Annotated in this window: 14 protein-coding genes; 10 read left to right on the top strand and 4 right to left on the bottom strand. The window is 44.2% G+C overall.

The features are described from left to right. Positions 1-160: 160 nt before the first annotated feature. From G9Q97_RS00760 to G9Q97_RS00740, 5 genes are all read left to right on the top strand, one after another. Positions 161-577, top strand: a complete 417-nt coding sequence (locus G9Q97_RS00760; protein WP_166142170.1) for an RrF2 family transcriptional regulator — start codon at positions 161-163, stop codon at positions 575-577. Between the two features lie 133 nt (positions 578-710). Beyond that, positions 711-1,436: a phosphoadenylyl-sulfate reductase gene (locus G9Q97_RS00755; RefSeq protein WP_166142168.1), complete on the top strand. Its 726-nt coding sequence runs from the start codon at positions 711-713 to the stop codon at positions 1,434-1,436. A 40-nt stretch (positions 1,437-1,476) separates the two neighbouring features. After that, positions 1,477-3,579, top strand: coding sequence for a HEPN domain-containing protein (locus G9Q97_RS00750; protein ID WP_166142166.1), 2,103 nt, complete (start codon positions 1,477-1,479; stop codon positions 3,577-3,579). Continuing rightward, positions 3,576-4,355, top strand: coding sequence for a uroporphyrinogen-III C-methyltransferase (cobA, locus tag G9Q97_RS00745; RefSeq protein ID WP_166142164.1), 780 nt, complete (start codon positions 3,576-3,578; stop codon positions 4,353-4,355). The genes G9Q97_RS00750 and cobA overlap by 4 nt, the downstream gene beginning before the upstream one ends. A 4-nt stretch (positions 4,356-4,359) precedes the next feature. Further along, a complete protein-coding gene (locus G9Q97_RS00740) occupies positions 4,360-4,935 on the top strand; it encodes a precorrin-2 dehydrogenase/sirohydrochlorin ferrochelatase family protein (RefSeq protein WP_166142162.1) in 576 nt (191 codons plus the stop codon). Between the two features lie 700 nt (positions 4,936-5,635). On the opposite strand, the gene G9Q97_RS00735 is transcribed toward G9Q97_RS00740, so the two are convergent. The 3 genes from G9Q97_RS00735 to lysA form a co-directional block, all read right to left on the bottom strand. Further along, positions 5,636-7,165: a cryptochrome/photolyase family protein gene (locus G9Q97_RS00735; RefSeq protein ID WP_166142160.1), complete on the bottom strand. Its 1,530-nt coding sequence runs from the start codon at positions 7,163-7,165 to the stop codon at positions 5,636-5,638. A 92-nt stretch (positions 7,166-7,257) separates the two neighbouring features. Beyond that, entirely contained in the window at positions 7,258-7,470 is a 213-nt protein-coding gene (locus tag G9Q97_RS00730) for a hypothetical protein (RefSeq protein ID WP_246255306.1), read from the bottom strand. A 428-nt stretch (positions 7,471-7,898) separates the two neighbouring features. Beyond that, complete coding sequence (gene lysA, locus G9Q97_RS00725; RefSeq protein ID WP_166142156.1) at positions 7,899-9,131, bottom strand: diaminopimelate decarboxylase; 1,233 nt, start codon at positions 9,129-9,131, stop codon at positions 7,899-7,901. Between the two features lie 197 nt (positions 9,132-9,328). On the opposite strand from lysA, the gene G9Q97_RS00720 reads away from it, so the two are divergent. From G9Q97_RS00720 to fumC, 5 genes are all read left to right on the top strand, one after another. Continuing rightward, a complete protein-coding gene (locus G9Q97_RS00720) occupies positions 9,329-11,044 on the top strand; it encodes a sensor histidine kinase (RefSeq protein WP_166142154.1) in 1,716 nt (571 codons plus the stop codon). Then, positions 11,041-11,730 (top strand): response regulator transcription factor, encoded by a 690-nt coding sequence (locus G9Q97_RS00715; protein ID WP_166142152.1) that lies wholly within the window; start codon positions 11,041-11,043, stop codon positions 11,728-11,730. The genes G9Q97_RS00720 and G9Q97_RS00715 overlap by 4 nt, the downstream gene beginning before the upstream one ends. Positions 11,731-11,803: 73 nt before the next feature. Further along, positions 11,804-12,184: a RidA family protein gene (locus tag G9Q97_RS00710; protein ID WP_166142151.1), complete on the top strand. Its 381-nt coding sequence runs from the start codon at positions 11,804-11,806 to the stop codon at positions 12,182-12,184. Positions 12,185-12,220: 36 nt separating this feature from the next. Further along, positions 12,221-12,712, top strand: a complete 492-nt coding sequence (locus tag G9Q97_RS00705) for a hypothetical protein (RefSeq protein WP_222851886.1) — start codon at positions 12,221-12,223, stop codon at positions 12,710-12,712. Positions 12,713-12,826: 114 nt separating this feature from the next. Beyond that, a complete protein-coding gene (fumC, locus tag G9Q97_RS00700) occupies positions 12,827-14,227 on the top strand; it encodes a class II fumarate hydratase (RefSeq protein ID WP_166142147.1) in 1,401 nt (466 codons plus the stop codon). 60 nt (positions 14,228-14,287) lie between these two features. Here fumC and gcvP read toward each other — a convergent pair whose 3' ends face one another. Beyond that, positions 14,288-17,185: an aminomethyl-transferring glycine dehydrogenase gene (gcvP, locus tag G9Q97_RS00695; RefSeq protein WP_166142146.1), complete on the bottom strand. Its 2,898-nt coding sequence runs from the start codon at positions 17,183-17,185 to the stop codon at positions 14,288-14,290. Positions 17,186-17,283 lie beyond the last annotated feature (98 nt).

The raw sequence follows: 17,283 nt of genomic DNA, 5'->3' as shown, positions 1-17,283 counted from the left end.
GGTTTACCTGCATTGGAATTTACCAATCATCCGGTTTTATCCCATACCTGAAAAATTTGAATTTATAAGATCTCCTCTTTTTTCATAAATCGGCCAATTCACTGCTCATTTTTAATGAAAGTGATTATCTTTAATCAATACAACCATTTTTGCACGACGCATGCTTTCAAAAAAAACCAAATATGCTTTTCATGCCCTTACTTATCTGGGAAAAAACAAAGATAAAGGAGCCATATTGATTTCCGAAATTTCTGAAAAACACAATATTTCCCATAAATTTTTAGAAAATATCCTTCTGGAATTGAAGAAAGCTGGTTTTTTAGGGAGTAAAAAAGGCAAAGGAGGTGGCTATTACCTCATCAAGGAGCCCAAAGAAATCCCCCTTTCCCGCATTATCCGGTTGCTGGACGGCCCGATAGCCCTGCTTCCCTGCGTGAGTCTCAATTATTACGAGCCTTGTGAAGAATGCGAAAATCAGGCGCAATGTGGCTTGAACAAGGTGATGATAGAAGTGCGGGATGAAACACTCAAAATACTGGAAATGAAGACCCTGCAGGATATTTTGTCCAACGAATAAATTTTTTTCCATTTACTCTATATAATTTGTAGGTTTTATGTACTTTTGTATTTGCAGCCCTGTATACTTATTAAAGGGTTGGTCATAGCTTAGGGGATACGGTCCTCTGTAAATCAAAAAACCGAAAAATTTGATGGAAGCAAATAAAATTAAGGAGTTGACCCATAAAATGGAAAGCCTGTCCATAAAGGAGGGCATGGGTTTGCTGACTGATCTTTTTCCCGGAAAGGTGGGTTTCTCCACTTCACTGGGACAGGAGGATCAGGTAATCACGGAAATCATTGCCAGAAATAACCTGCCAGTTGAAATCTTCACCTTGGATACCGGTCGTTTATTCTACGAGACCTATGATCTGCTGGCCAGGACCATTGTCAAATATGGCGTGGACATCAAACCTTATTATCCGGAGACACAGGCTGTTCAGGACCTGGTCACAAAAAATGGCATCAATGGGTTTTACCATTCCATAGAAAACAGGAAGTCATGCTGCTACGTAAGAAAAGTGGAGCCACTCAAGCGTGCCTTGAAGGGGAATAGTGTCTGGATTACCGGATTGCGGGCGGAACAAAGCCCAAACCGGGAAAACATGCAGCTGCTTGAATGGGATGAAGGTAACCAAATCCTGAAATACAATCCCTTGCTGCACTGGACCATGGATGAAATGCGCTCCTATATAAATAATAATAAAATCCCCTATAATCCGCTGCACGACAAGGGATTCGTCAGCATTGGTTGTGCTCCCTGTACCCGGGCGATTGAACCCGGTGAAGATCCCCGGGCCGGAAGATGGTGGTGGGAAACTTCCCAGAAAGAATGTGGCCTTCATGAACAAGAACCACAGGTAGCCAACAAATCCTAATCAACAGAAAACAGGTTAAAAAAACCGAAAAATCAGTACCATGCAAAGTTTCAGATCAGAGATAGAAAACCCGGTTGTAGAAAAAGATATCGTCGAATTGGCGAACAAAATTGACCTTTTTCGAAACGGTAAAATAGATGAAGAAAAATTCAGGAGCCTGCGTCTGGCCAGAGGGGTCTACGGACAGCGGCAGGAAGGCGTTCAGATGATCCGGATCAAACTACCTTTTGGCCGGGTGACATCCTCCCAGTTAAGTCGGATTTGTGATGTTTCTGAAAAGTATTCTACCGGAAGGTTACACATTACGACCAGACAGGACATTCAGATCCACTATGTAAGTCTGGACAGGACGCCCGAACTTTGGTCCGAACTGGAAAAAGATGAGGTCACCATCCGCGAGGCTTGCGGGAACACCGTAAGGAATGTAACCGCCTCAGAGACTGCGGGAATTGATCCCCATGAGCCATTTGACGTTACACCTTATGCAGATGCTACTTTCCGATACATGCTCAGAAATCCCATTTCCCAGGAAATGGGTAGAAAGTTTAAGATCAGCTTTTCTTCCAGTGAGGAAGATACAGCACTTTCCTACCTGCATGACCTGGGTTTTATTGCCAAGGTAAAAGGAGAAGGAGCTGCAGCAGAAAGGGGCTTTAAAGTACTTTTGGGTGGTGGCCTGGGTTCTCAACCCCGACATGGAGATGTGGTGCATGAATTTCTACCCACCGATCAGTTGATTCCTTTTATTGAAGGGGTAGTTCGTGTATTTGACCGCCATGGTGAAAGGGCCAAGCGAATGAAAGCCCGGATGAAGTTTCTTATCACCAAATTGGGAGTGGAAGAATTCTTGCAATTGGTTAAAGAAGAACAAGCTGCCCTGCAGCACCAATCCTACCCGATAGATGTAACGGATTTTGAAGCATCAAAATCATTGCCTGATCCGGCGCTGCCTGATTTCTCTGTTCCCACGGATGAAAATTACAGGCGATGGAAACTGACTAATGTGTTGCCCCAAAAGCAGCCTGGTTATTTTGCTGTAGGGGTAAAAATTCATCTGGGTGATTTCTATACCAAAGAAGCACGGCAACTGGCAAAATTGATCAAAGATTTTGCGAATGATGAATTGCGGTTTACGCTCAGGCAAAACTTTTTGATTCGCGACGTAAAAGAAGAATTGATCCCCTACTTCTATCAGGAACTTAAAAAACTCGGCCTGGCCGATTACGGATACAATTCCATAGGGGATATCACAGCTTGCCCTGGAACTGATACCTGTAACCTGGGTATTGCCAGCAGTACCGGAGCAGCAGACGTGATGGGCAAGCTTATCATCGATGAGTACCCGGAATTTTTACTGGATAAGGACCTTACCATTAAGATCTCGGGATGTATGAATGCCTGCGGGCAGCACAACATGGCCTCTATAGGATTTCAGGGCATGTCCATGAAGGTGGGCAAGGCAGTATTGCCAGCACTACAGGTACTGCTCGGCGGAGCTACTATGGGTGATGGGCAGGGCAGGTTTGCCGATAAAGTCATCAAAGTCCCAAGCAAAAGAGGACCTCAGGCCCTGAGGTTGTTATTGGATGATTATAAATCCCAGGCAGAAAAAGGGGAGAATTATGCCTTCTATTACGAAAGGAAAGGGCAGATGTATTTTTACGAAATGCTCAAGCCACTGGCCGGAACCGATAACATTACGGATTCGGATTTCATAGATTGGGGCAATGATGAACCTTATGTGAAAGCCATCGGCGTAGGAGAATGTGCCGGTGTAGTGATCGATTTGGTGTCCACCTTGCTACTGGAAGCCCGGGAAAAGCTGGCTGATGCGGAAGATAGCCTGAAAGCAGAGAAATGGGCGGACGGAATCTACCAGTCCTACACAGGGATGGTGAATGCCGCCAAAGCCATCTTAACGGCTGAGGGAGTAAATACCAACAGCTACGCCAATATCGTCACTGAATTCGAAAACCATTTTATCGAGAGCGGTAAAATCAACCTGGGTGCTACCTTTTCAGAGCTGGTATATCAAATCAAACAAAATCCACCTACCGCATCATTTGCAGGTGAATATTATAAAACCGCAGAAAAGGTATTTGAAGCGATCAGCGAATTCAGGTCAAAAGAAGTACATGCATGATGAATGAGATCAGACCAAGGGTGACATTGGTAGGTGCGGGTCCGGGAGACCCGGAATTAATAACATTGAAGGGAGTCCTCGCATTGAACAAGGCCGATGTGGTACTGTATGATGCGCTGATTGACAGGGCACTGCTCAACCATGCTCCGGATAAAGCCATCAAGGTTTTTGTAGGAAAAAGGCATGGCAGCCGGCAACATCCCCAGGAGGATACCAATAAGCAATGCGTGTATTATGCCCAAAAATATGGTCATGTGGTGCGGCTGAAAGGAGGAGACCCTTTTGTTTTCGGAAGAGGGGCAGAGGAGTTGGATTATATCCAGCAGTTTGGAATTGCTACGGATGTAGTGCCGGGCATATCATCTACGGTTGCGGTGCCTGCATCTGCAGGAATTCCCGTGACCAAAAGAGGAGTTTCGGAAAGTTACTGGGTGATTACCGGTACTACTTCAAGTGGAGCCTTATCGGATGATTTGAAATTGGCCAGCAGGTCCAAAGCCACGGTGGTATTATTGATGGGCACCAGAAAGCTGGATGAAATTGTAGGTGTTTATGAGGATGAGGGCCTGTCCGACAAAGCCATTGCCATCATAGAAAGGGGCACTACCCGTGAGGAAAGGGTGGTAGCCGGTACCATCACGAATATTCAAAAGAAAGCAAGAGAAAGCAAAATAGGTGCTCCGGCCATAATTATTATTGGTGAAGTAGTAAAGGAAAGTCCCCAATTAAAAGCGATATTTGAAGAGCTGGTGTGCGACCACAAAATGATTTCCTGAACGTATGAATGAATTGTATCCGATCTTTCTGAAAGTACATCAGCTGGAAACCTTACTTGTAGGTGCAGGTTTTGTGGGCCTGGAAAAATTAACCTTTCTGCTCAAGTCAAGCCCTCAGGCCAAAGTGACCGTCGTTTCCATAGAAATATCCGATGAAATCAGGGATATAGCTGAGAAAAACCCCAATATTCAGCTGGTTCAGGCAGCATACCACCCCGACTACCTGGAGCGCAAGCACATGGTGATTGCTGCTACCGATGACAAAGCGGTCAACAAGACCATATACCAGGATGCCAAGAGCAGGTATTTGCTGGTCAATGTGGCAGATACGCCTGAATATTGCGACTTCTATTTGGGAGGCATCGTGACTAAGGGAAATGTGAAAATTGCCATCAGTACCAATGGCAAAAGCCCAACTACTGCCAAACGTTTAAGGCAATTGCTGGAAGAAACCATTCCGGAGGACATCAACGAAATGGTGGAGAACATCAACAGGTACAGGGATACCCTGAAAGGAGACTTTGAATACAAGGTGGAGGCGCTGAATAAGTTGACAGAAGGATTGATCAAAAAAGATTAAATAAAAAAAGAAACAAAAAAGGGGCATTTAGCCCCTCTTTTGTTTCTCACTTTTTAAATTTTTGATATATGTTTTTATCAATTTTAATTTTTCGTTTTCATTCAGCCTTAGATTCTGCTGAAAAAACGTATCTAGACTCCAATACATCTTTTTAAATGTTTAATTAACACCTAATATAAACTATTTTTAGATTTATTTGTTTAAAAAACCGAAAAAAAATTACAGAACAGATTACACGGATTAACTCAGATAAATAAAATGCTACCGGGTGCCTATGCCAATCACCTCGTTATTTCCGGAGTTATAAAGAGATAAAACTTGTAAAATGCCGCTTGTATTGCTAAATGTGTACGTTTTAAACAACGTTTATTTTACGGCTGGTTTTTGGTTTCCGGCATTACAAATGCCTCGTTCACGTAACTCATCGGATAACTGGGATGTAGATGCACCTACACCCAGTCCGGAAATTTTTATGAAGCCACCCATCCTTTTGAAATGCTTAGTACCGAGTGAAGTGGGCCACTTCATCTCAATCATAAACAAGTAAAACCCGCCAAAATACCACTTGGACCTGTCAAAAAGGTACACCACAGGTCCTCTGTGTTTGTAAACTGAATGATGGCGGTAGAATGGCCCCTTAAATGTTCTTATATTCCTTATATGGTTTCAAACTTTTAACCAAAAATAAGTTTAGAAACCCTTAAAGCTCATCCAACTTTTCCAGATACCTTTCCGCCTGCTCCAGGATTTCGTCCTTTTGCTTCATTTTCGATAGCGTATTGTACACGAATCCGATGCGGGGGTTATTTTGCAGTTTTTCCCGATTTCGCTCGTAAAAGGCCCAATACAAACTGTTGAAGGGACAGGCCTTATCACCGGTCTTTTTGGTTTTCGAATAATGGCAGCTACCACAATAGTCACTCATTTTGTCGATATAGTTGGCCGAAGATACATAGGGCTTGGTGCCCACTATGCCTCCATCAGCAAACTGGCTCATCCCACGGGTATTGGTGATTTCAACCCATTCGATGGCATCAATATAAATTCCCAGGTACCACTGATCCACCTCATCCGGATCCACACCAGCCAGCAAGGCAAAATTTCCGGTCACCATCAGGCGCTGAATGTGGTGGGCATAGGCATGATCCAGGGATTGTTTGATGGCATGGTGCAGGCAATTCATTTTGGTATTTCCATCCCAGAAAAATGCGGGCAAGGCCCTCTTATGGCCAAAGAAATTCGTGAGGGCATAATCCGGCATCTTTGCCCAATAGATTCCCCGCATAAACTCCCTCCATCCCAGAATTTGACGAATAAAGCCTTCGACCTGGGCAATGCCATATTTTCCCGGTGCCTGCTTTTGGCAGGCAGCAGCATTTTGGATCACTTCCAGGGGATGCAGCATTTTGCTGTTTAAAGCAAAACTGAGCCTGCTGTGGAACAGGAATGGGTTTTGGGAATGCATGGCATCCTGGTACCGGCCAAAATGTGGCAATACCTTATCGCAAAAATGCGCCAGCAATTCCAGGGCTTCTTCCCTGCTACAGGGCCATTGAAAGTTTTTAGGGTCCACCTCTCCAATGGTTTTGATACCTGCTTTTTTGATGGTTTCTAACAGAGGACCAATGTCCCTATTAAAAACGGGTGGCGGGGGGATTTTGGTCTCTTCCCGGAATTTGTTCCTGTTTTCATGATCAAAATTCCATTTCCCCTCCGCCGGCCTTTTGCCATCCATCAAAATGTTATATTTTTCACGCATAGACCGGTAAAATGATTCCATCAGGAATGTTTTTTTACCCGAAAAGAAAGATTTTACCGCTAGCCTGTCGCTTAAAAAATGTTCTGCATCGTAACTCTTGGTTTCGATTTCCAGCTGTTTACAGATATTCCTGAGTTGCGTATCCAGCCTGTATTCATCAGGGAGGATATAATTAAAATGTTTGAAATTATACTTTTTGATTAAAAAACGGATATTTTCCCCCAGCTCCTGCCGGTTTTCTTTGTGATCTATGCTCAGGTAAATCACCTGATGTCCCTCCTTTTCAAGCCATTGAGCAAACATCCGCATGGATTGAAAAAAGGCCAACACTTTCTGTATATGGTGTTGTACATAATCTGTTTCCTGCCTTATTTCCATCATCAGGTAAACCACCGACCCCTCCTTCTTTCCAAACCAGGAGTGTTGCTGGTTGAGCTGATCACCTAAAATGAGTCTTAAGGTTTTTCCCATAGTTGCATTTATTGTTTCACCAATAAAGCAGTGTTTCTACTCAAATGTTTACATAAAATTGGGTTTTAGCGCATTTGGATAATTACTAAAAATCAGGAGCTCATCCTGTGATCAGAATCAAGTAGCTCAATGTAGTCACTGAAATAGTGATTGAAAGTGATGATCAGGTGATTCAGATCACCGGATCTCATTTCTTGCTGGATGCTTAAGGTATCCATTCCCAACGCATCACTTAATGTTTCAGCATACTCCAGCAGGTCTTCCCCAATAATACTTACATCTTTTTGGTCAAGATGGATCTGCATGATTGCCTTTGTTTTGGACGCCATCATTTCTTCGCTTTGTTGAAAGTTAAATTATTTGTTATTATCTCACCTCTCGGGCAATGCCTACCCAAACCAAAATCTACCAATCAAAAAATTGATGGTTTTTTTACTTTAAACGCTAATTATTGTTTTATATAAAACTTTTTTTGCAATTGACTTTTTGAAATATTATTTTATGCGATTAGAATACATATTTATGAAATGCTTAAAACATGTTTTATTTTGATAAATAATAGAATAAAATTTGAATTTGCAAATTGTTTAAAAAAATAATTTTCTTGTGATTTAATAGTAAAAAACCATCCTTTATTTGGTGGATGCAAAAATGAACTTTCTCCCTTAAATTTTGAACTAAATACCAAAAAGTAGCCCATAAAAAAGGCGAAAAATTTTCGCCCTTTTTTGTTTTACAGATTAATTGATTCCTGATTCCTGAGCAGGTCTTCAAACTTTTCCCTTCGCCGTATCAGGTGATCTTTGCCGTCGAGCAGCAGCACCTCAGCCGGTCTGAATCTTGAATTGTAGTTGGAGGCCATGCTGTAGCCATAAGCGCCGGCATTTTTGATGGCCAGAATATCACCTTCTTTTACCTCTTTGAGTTTTCGGTCCGCAGCAATGGTGTCTGTTTCACAAATATAGCCCACGATGGTATACACCCGCTCAGGGCCATCCAGTTTGGAAATATTCACCACTCCATGATAAGCATCGTACATCATGGGACGCAGCAGGTGATTCAATCCCGAATCCACGCCTACGAAAGTGGTGGCCGGAGTAGGCTTTACCACATTGGCCTTTACCAGGAGGTAACCACACTCGCTGACCAGGAATTTACCAGGCTCAAACCAGATTTCGAGTTCCTTCCCGTATTCCTTACAAAACTCTTTAAATGCCAGAGATACCTTCTTGCCAACCTCTGCTATGTCTGTGGTGATATCACCTTCCTTATAACCAACTTTAAATCCCCCACCAAAATCTAAAAATTCCAGATGGGCAAATTCCCTTGCTGCATCAAACAGGATTTCTGCGCCCTTTAAAAAGACTTCTGCATCCAGTATATCAGAACCGGTATGTACATGCAAACCCACTACATTCAGCTCATAGGCCTGTACGATTTTAAGTACATGCTTTAGTTGCAAAATTGAAATACCAAACTTACTGTCAATGTGTCCTACCGAAATTTTAGAATTGCCTCCAGCCAGAATATGCGGGTTGAGCCGAATACAGATAGGTACGCTATTTCCGTATTCCGTTCCAAAATGTTCCAGCATGGGTATATTGTCCACGTTTACCATCACGCCCAGATCTACTGCCGCTTTGATTTCCTCAAAATCCACACAATTGGGTGTAAACATGATATCGCTGGGAAGGAAGCCGGCATGCAGGCAAATTTTAACCTCCTCAATGGAGACAGCATCCACCCCTGTACCAGCTTTTCGCATCAATTGTAAAATACTGATATTGGATAAAGCTTTGGTAGCGTATTTGATTTTCATATTCACAGTGGAAAATGCATTTTTTAGTGCTGCTACCTGCTGGAGGATTTTCTGCCCGTCATAAATATAAACAGGTGTATCGTATTTACGGGCCAGATCCAGGAGGGAAATCCCCTGAATGCTGTACTGCTGGTTTTTGATTTCCATAGGATTTTATTTAGCAGGCAAATATAGATAAAGCAGGTTAAACTTAAAATCAAATTCGACTGCAGCTTTGGGCGGGGAATTTTGGGCTGGTAAAATGGGTTATTACCCAAAAGGAGAAAATTTGCTCTTTCCTGCTGTATTGTGTTAAAAAAAGTTAAGGAAATGATTTAGAGCAGGATATCATTTAGATTTGTACCATGTCAAAAGCCAGCATTAAAATCATTGTCTTCCTGATGTCTTTGGCCAGCTTGGGACTGATTGCCTTTCAGTTTTACTGGGTGGGAAATGTGCTAAAGATCAACGAAGAACGGTTTGAACAAAATGTATTTCAGGCCCTTGCCTCCACCTCAGAACGATTGGAGAAAAGTGAGACCAGCGATATTCTGCTGAGTTCCCTGGCCCGGGATACCTTGTTCCAAAAAGCACTGCTTGAACCCATAGAACCCATTCAGGTACAGGTAAGACACCGGCAGGTGGCTATCAATCGGCCATCGATGGTGGATTCATTATTTGAGCTAAACATACCACAAATTTCGTCCACGTTTAAAAAGCTGATTGCTTCCAAGGAGGGAGAGCCCAAAAGTTTCAGCCAGATAGAAAAGTATTTTTACATGTCTCCCTCCGTGGCATCCACCCTTTTTACCCCTGATGAATTGGCCATTTTACTCCAGGAAAAAGAGCGTTATCTGGAATTTCTCAGCAAACAAGACAATTATATCAGCAAGCGTCAATATGCCCATAACCGACAGAATTATATCATTGAGGAATTCAATGTTTCCAGAAATGTAGCAGAAAGCATTGTACAGGCCAACATGAAAATTGAGTTGGTTGAAGTGGTGATTCACCAATTGCTCTCTCAGGGGAATCAAAATATTTTGAATCGAATTGACACTGCCCGTGTGAGAAGGGAAGTAAGGGATCAATTGGTCAATAGAAATATCGACCAGCCCTTTGAACTGGGTATCATCAATGGGCAGGACAATATCTTTGGCATAGGTGAAGTGACTGACCTGGATTTTCTTAAAACAAAAGGGATCAGGGCAGAGCTTTTTCCCAGTGATCTTTTGGGCCTGGAAAACTTTCTGGTGATCCACTTCCCGGACAAGGAAAATTACCTGATGCAGCAGGTGTTTTTACCCTTGTCCAGTTCTTTGTTATTTATGGCGATTATCATCATTTGCTTCATTTATGCCATCAGGGTCATCATCAGGCAAAAGAAGATCTCTGAAGTCAAAAATGACTTTATCAATAACATGACCCATGAATTCAAAACTCCCATTTCTACCGTAAGCCTGGCTATAGAGGCACTACAGGACCCTGACCTTTTTGATCAGACCTCAATCCGGCACAGGTATCTTGGCATTATCAAAGATGAAAATTCCAGATTGGGTAAACAGGTGGAGCAGGTACTGCAAGCCGCTACCCTGGATAAAAAGGACTTTAAACTGGAAATAGAAACCATCAATCTGATCGATGCGGTGGAAGAAGCCAAACGACACTTTGAGTTGTTGGTCGAAAAAAGAGGAGGCCTTATCTCTACCGATTACCAGGTGAAAAATGAAGAAATAGCCGCAGATCCTTTCCACTTGAATAATATTATCAATAACTTACTGGATAATGCGAATAAATATTCCAAAGATGCACCCAGAATCATTATTTCTATCCGGGAAAGCAGGGGGCAGTTTACATTGACCATTCAGGACGCAGGGATAGGAATGAACAAGGAAGTCCAGAAAAAGATATTTGATAAATTCTACCGGGTCCCAACAGGAAACATCCATGACGTCAAAGGCTTTGGTCTTGGGCTATCCTATGTAAAAACCATGGTGGAAGCTCACCACGGAAATATTATGGTGGAAAGTGAACCGGGACAAGGCAGTATTTTTACCATCAACTTACCTTCAAAACAATGAGCAAGACCAAAATTTTACTGGTAGAAGACGATCCCAATCTGGGTGATATTTTGCAGGAATACCTCGGTGTAAAAGGATTTGATGTCACCTTGTGCCGGGATGGAGAGCAGGGCTGGAACAAATACAAAAAGGATTACTACCAGCTTTGTATACTGGATGTGATGATGCCCAAAAAGGATGGCTTTACTTTGGGCAAGGAAATCAGGAAAGTAGAGGAAAATATTCCCATCATTTACCTGACAGCCAAAAACCTGAAGGAAGATGTGATCCAGGGTTTTAGAATTGGTGCGGATGATTATATCACCAAGCCCTTTAGCATGGAAGAATTGCTCATGAGAATTGGGGCCATTTTAAGGAGAACCCACCACCAGGGTGAAAAAGTAGCCTTGAAAACGTACTCTTTTGGCAATTTTACCCTGCATTATGACAAGCAGCAACTGGAAGGGCCAGATGGTTTGCACAAACTGACCTCCAAGGAAAATGAACTTTTACGGCTGTTGGCAGCGGCCCAGAATGAAAATGTCAGCAGATCCTATGCCCTTAAACAGATTTGGGGCGATGACAGCTATTTCAATGCCCGTAGCATGGATGTGTACCTCAGTAAAATACGAAAATTGCTGAAATCAGATGAAACGGTGCAAATCATTACCCTGCATGGAGAAGGGTTCAAATTGGTGGCCAATTAGGAACTTTTTCCTGTAAATTGATAAATCCGGAGATAAAGTTTTACTTTGTGGTTCATTCTAATGTGTAGATACCATGGGTAAAGAAATCATACAGTCTTCAGAAGCACCTGAGCCTATTGGCCCTTACAGCCAGGCGGTAAAGATAAATGGTGTTCTCTATGTTTCCGGACAGATTGCATTGGATGCGGCTACCGGAGACTTGATCAACGAAAACATTACCGAAGAAACCCATGCGGTAATGAAAAATCTGGAAGCCATATTGAGAGCTGCGGGCCTGACTTTTGCCCATGTGGTCAAATGCAGTATTTTCGTAAAAAATATGGATGATTTTGGAACGGTTAACGAAGCCTATGGCAGGTATTTCAAGACCGCTCCCCCCGCACGGGAAACGGTGGAAGTAAGCCGACTTCCCAAAAATGTGAACGTTGAAATTTCCTGCATTGCCGTGGCTTGAACTTTCTCCTTTCCCCTTTGTTTTGAAATGGTGAGATTGGCACCTACATACAGCGAAACATTCGTGTCCGTGATGGATCAACATCAGGTGATGGAGCGATTGAACAGGGTTACCAAAAAGGTAAATTTCCTGGATGCTGTTATAGATCAGCCAGAGGAATCCATCCTCTTTAATGGAGAACTGAAAACCCATCAATTCACAATTTCAAAAAAAATTGATAAAGCCGACAGCTTTCTTCCAAGGATCAAAGGAGAGGTATCTCCTCTGGCAAAAGGGTCCCTTATATCTCTCGATTACTCGTTTTTTCCCTCCACGGTTTTTTTCCTGAGTTTTTGGGGTGTGATTACCTTTGTACTTACCGTTTTGTTTCTGGCAGTATTTCAGGATTGGAAGCTGGCGGCATTAAGTACCATGGCTGGAATGGCAAATTATGGATTTGCCTTTTGGCATTTCCGGCGGAAGGTCAAAGAAAGTCAGTTGCTTTTTCATAGCATGATGGACCTGAAAGCAGGCAGAGGAGCTCCCTGAACAAGGATAAAACCCGGACAGATTAATGGGAAGTATTCCAGAAGGATTTATGGATTATGCCCTGTCTGTCGTATTTTAGCAGTTCAATCGTTTTAAAAATCAAATCAACCATACATGGATTTCAGGATAGAAAAGGATACCATGGGACCCGTAGAGGTTCCCGCCGACAAATACTGGGGAGCCCAGACCCAGCGATCTGTCAACAATTTTAAAATTGGAGGGGTAAAACACCAGATGCCGATAGAAATAGTGCATGCTTTTGCCATATTGAAAAAATCAGCTGCCCTGACCAATGCGGATCTCGGAGTAATGGACCAGGAAAAGGCCGATATTATTGCCAGGGCTTGTGATGAAATTCTAGCGGGCAAATTGGATGACCAGTTTCCGCTGGTGGTTTGGCAGACCGGTTCCGGGACCCAGTCCAACATGAATGTCAACGAAGTGGTAGCCTACCGCTCTCATGTGCTTTTGGGGGGTAGCCTTCAGGATGAAAAAAAGAAAATTCACCCCAATGACGATGTAAATAAATCCCAGTCCTCCAACGATACCTTCCCCACCGCCATGCACATTGCGGCCTACAAAATGGTGGTGGGAACTACCCTTCCGGGTGTGCAAAAACTCAGGAATACCCTTAAGGCAAAATCCGATTCATTTATGGAGGTGGTCAAAATCGGCCGAACCCATTTTATGGACGCTACCCCACTAACCCTTGGACAGGAATTTTCCGGATATGTAGCCCAGCTTGACCATGCCATGAGGGCGATAAAGAATACGCTGGAACACCTCTCAGAACTGGCCTTGGGTGGCACGGCTGTCGGTACCGGATTAAATACGCCGGCCGGTTATGCTGAAAAAGTGGCAGAAAAAATCGCCCATTTTTCCGGCAATCCATTTGTAACTGCTCCCAATAAATTTGAATCCCTGGCAGCCCACGATGCCATTGTAGAAACCCATGGTGCATTGAAGCAACTCGCAGTCAGCCTGATGAAAATAGCCAATGATATCCGCATGCTTTCCTCTGGCCCCAGATCAGGCATAGGCGAAATATTGATTCCGGAGAATGAGCCGGGCTCTTCTATCATGCCAGGAAAAGTCAACCCCACGCAGGCCGAAGCCATGACCATGGTATGTGCCCAGGTGATTGGAAACGACACTGCGGTATCCATTGGCGGCTCCAACGGTCATTTTGAGCTGAATGTATTCAAGCCCATGATGGTCAATAACCTGCTTAACTCTGCCCGCCTGCTGGGAGATGCCTGTGTGTCTTTCAATGACAATTGTGCCATCGGGATAGAACCGAATAAGCCTTTTATTCAGCGCCACCTTGAAAACAGTCTCATGCTGGTGACGGCCTTAAATACCCATATCGGCTATGAAAATGCGGCAAAAATAGCTAAAAAAGCCCATAAAGAGGGAACAAGTCTTCGGGAGGCGGCCATTGCCCTGGACCTCCTGACCAGTGAGCAATTTGACCAATGGGTCAAACCGGAAGACATGATCGGGAGCCTGAAATAACTTTCGGTTATATAACCAAAAAGCCCCTTCAGCAAATCCTGCGAAGGGGCTTTTATCCTACTATTCAACTGTTTCTTTCTCTTCCTCGTAAACCTCCGTAGGAATACAGCTACACATCAGGTTTCGGTCTCCGTAGGCAGCATCTATTCTTCCTACTGAAGGCCAGAATTTATTTTCCTTCACAAAGGGAAGCGGATAGGCTGCCCTTTCTCTGGAATAGGGATAGTTCCAGTCATCAGAAATGATGGTTCCGGCGGTATGAGGTGCGTTTTTAAGCAAATTGGACGATTTATCTGCCGTCCCTGCTTCTATTTCCCTGATTTCCTGACGGATGGAAATCATGGCCTCACAGAAGCGGTCCAACTCATCTTTCGATTCGGACTCGGTGGGCTCTACCATCAGGGTTCCTGCGACCGGAAAGGATACCGTCGGAGCATGGAAGCCATAGTCCATCAGCCTTTTGGCAATGTCTTCTACCTCCACTCCACATTCTTTAAAGCCCCTGCAATCCAGGATCATCTCATGGGCTGCCCGGCCCTTGCTTCCTGTATACAGAATGGGGTAATCCGCTTCCAGTCGCTTTTTGATGTAATTGGTATTCAAAATGGCCACCTTGGTAGCCTTGGAAAGTCCCTCCTCTCCCATCATGGCAATATAGGCATACGAAATGGGCAGTATACTGGCACTTCCAAATGGAGCTGCCGAAATCGGACTGATGGCCTCCGTGCCACCTGTGCGGATATAGGGATTGCCAGGCAGGAATGAAGTCAGGTGTTTGGCCACGCAGATGGGGCCCATTCCCGGTCCTCCACCTCCGTGGGGTATGCAGAAGGTTTTGTGCAGATTCAGGTGACACACATCGGCTCCGATCATACCAGGACTGGTCAATCCAACTTGTGCGTTCATATTGGCCCCGTCCATGTAAACCTGACCACCGTATTCGTGAACAATACCACATATTTCCTGGATGGATTCTTCAAAAACCCCGTGTGTGGATGGATACGTTACCATCAATGCAGCAAGCTGCTCTTTGTATTCGGCAGCTTTGGCTTTGAATGCCAGCACATCTATGTTGCCTTTATCATCACAGGGGATGATGACTACCTTCATGCCAGCCATCACTGCAGAAGCCGGATTTGTGCCATGAGCAGAGGAAGGAATCAATACAATATTTCTGAAATCCTCTCCCCGGCTTTGGTGGTAGGCCCGGATTACCATCAGGCCCGCATACTCTCCTTGCGCTCCGGAATTGGGCTGCAGGGAGGTATCCGCAAAACCAGTGATTTCACTGAGCCAGTTTCTCAATTCCTGAAACATCTCATAGTATCCAGCCGCCTGGTCCTGAGGCACAAAGGGGTGCAACTGACCGATTTCCGGCCAGGTAACAGGGATCATTTCTGCGGTTGCATTGAGTTTCATGGTACAAGAACCCAGGGAAATCATGGAATGCACCAGGGAAAGGTCTTTGTTTTCCAACCTTTTGAGGTAACGCAACATTTCGTGTTCCGAATGATACCGCTGAAACACCTCATGCTGTAAAAAGGAAGAAGCACGTTGCAGGGTCTCAGGGATGATGGCATCTATCTGATCAGGTACATCAGGAATTTCTACCTGAAGGCGATTGGTGGATTTGGCAAAAACCTCATAGATCTCCACTACGTCAGCCCTGTTTTTTACCTGATCAAAGCTGAGGAGAATGTAGTCTTTTTCATACCGGAAATTTAACTTTTTTGACAAGGCAAATGCCCGTATTTTTTCCTTTTGCACCTCATCTACCTTGATGCGGATGGTGTCGAAGAAGGTTTCGTTAACCTGTTCGTAACCCAGCCGGGACAACCAGTCTGCGGTCATGACAGCCAGACCATGGGTGCGGGAGGCAATGGCTTTAAGTCCTTTCGGGCCATGGTAAACGGCATACATGCCGGCCATCACGGCCAAAAGTACCTGAGCGGTGCAAATATTGGAAGTGGCCTTTTCTCTTTTGATATGTTGTTCGCGGGTCTGCAGGGCCATGCGGTAGGCATTTTTGCCCGATTTGTCTACAGAAACGCCGATAATCCTGCCAGGGATTTGCCTTTTGAATGATTCCTTTGTAGCGAAGAAAGCTGCATGAGGACCACCAAAACCCATAGGAACGCCAAAACGCTGACTACTGCCGATCACCACATCAGCGCCCATCTCTCCCGGAGGCTTCAGCAAAGTCAGACTCAACAGGTCGGTGCTGAAAGCGGTAAAAATACTGTTTTCATTGGCGGCTTCTACCAGTTTGCTGTAATCAATGACTTCCCCATCTGCATTGGGATATTGCAGGAGCAGGCCAAAGAGTTCCGGATCCGTCAGATCCAGGTCCTTCAGAGAACCAAAAACGAGTTCTATGCCCACGGGAATGGCCCGGGTCTTAAGGATTTCCCGGGTTTGGCCAAAAACTTTCTCATCCACAAAAAAACGATTGGCCTCCTTTTTTGACCTTGGCTTGCTCGCATGCAACATGGTCATGGCTTCACCTGCAGCGGTGCCTTCATCCAGCAGGGAGGCATTGGCCAGCTCCATACCCGTCAGTTCGCTGACCATGGTTTGAAAATTGATCAGGGCCTCCAGCCTGCCCTGGGCTATTTCAGCCTGATAAGGGGTGTAGGCGGTGTACCAACCGGGGTTTTCCAGGATATTGCGCTGAATCACACCAGGGACAAGGGTGTCATAGTAGCCCAGTCCGATATACGATTTGTATAGGGTGTTTTTTCCTGCTGTTTTTTTAAATTTCTTAAGGAAAGCCGTTTCTGAAAGGGCTTTTGGCAGTTGAAGTGGTTTTTTCAGGCGTATGCTCTGAGGGATGCTTTCGTCGATTAAAGAATCCAATGAAGAAACACCTATGGTTTCTAACATGGATTTAATATCGTTATCCGAAGGAGCAATGTGCCTGTTTTTAAATTTTTCCGAAGAAGCGAGGTTGATTTTCATATAAAGATAAAATATGATTATTTTTGGCCGAACCAAATTATCCTGAATCGAACCGCAAAGGTAGAAATATTAGCTAATTTAGGTGTTTATTTTAACCT

It is taken from the genome of Cyclobacterium plantarum (genome assembly GCF_011290685.1).
Lineage (GTDB): Bacteria > Bacteroidota > Bacteroidia > Cytophagales > Cyclobacteriaceae > Cyclobacterium > Cyclobacterium plantarum.
The sequence above is the reverse complement of the archived record's forward strand: the minus strand, read 5'-3'. Positions and strand labels throughout refer to the sequence as shown.